Annotated in this window: 1 protein-coding gene; it reads left to right on the top strand. The window is 48.2% G+C overall.

Annotated elements, in window-relative coordinates; all coding sequences use genetic code 11:
* Positions 1–134: 134 nt before the first annotated feature.
* The coding region (locus E1963_RS23660) for a hypothetical protein (RefSeq protein WP_207669419.1) at positions 135–699 on the top strand (565 nt) is incomplete at its 3' end.

Here is a 699-nt window from a genome sequence, read left to right as displayed (position 1 = left end):
AAGGAGAAAAGAAGAAGAGAGAAAGGGAGAAAGGGAGAAGAGAAGAGGAGGTTTCTCTCGATACGAGCGCCGCGCGGGGGGGGGGGGAAAAAGAGAGGAGGAAAGAAAAGGAGGAAAAGGAAAAAGGAGGATTCGTGTTAGGAGAAAGAGGAGAAGGAGGGAAAAAGAAAGGAAAAGGGAAGGGAAAAAAGGAGGAGAGGAAGGAGAGGGGAGAAGAGAAGAGAAGAGGAGGAGAAAGAGAAGAGAGAGGGAAAAAGAAAGGGGGAAGAACGAGAAGAGAGGGAGGAGGGAGAGGGAGGAAGAGGAAGAGGAGAAAGAGAAAAGAGGAAAAGGAGAGGAGAAAGGAGAGAGAGGAAGGGAAAAGAAAGGGAGAGAGGAAAGATCAAGCAAGGAAAAAAGAGGGAAAAAAGAAAAAAGGAAGGGGGGAAAGGAGAGAAAGAAGAGAGGGAAGGGAAGAGGCAAGAAAGGAAGGGGGAGAAGGAGAGGAAAAGGGAGAAGGAAGGAAGGGATATGAGGTGAGGGAAAAGGAGAAAGGGAAGGAAGAAGAAAGCGACCGTCGGTGCTACATTCGAAAGAGGGAAAGGGGGGAGAGAGAAGGAGAAAGAGGAAGGAGAGAGGAAAGAAAAAGGGAAACGAGGAAGAAAGGAGGGAGAGAAGGAAAAAGGAGGAAAAGAGAAAGGAAGAGAAAAAGGGAGAGAG

Source organism: Extibacter muris, from assembly GCF_004345005.1.
GTDB classification, from domain to species: domain Bacteria; phylum Bacillota; class Clostridia; order Lachnospirales; family Lachnospiraceae; genus Extibacter; species Extibacter muris.
This window is presented reverse-complemented; position numbering and strand designations above follow the sequence as displayed.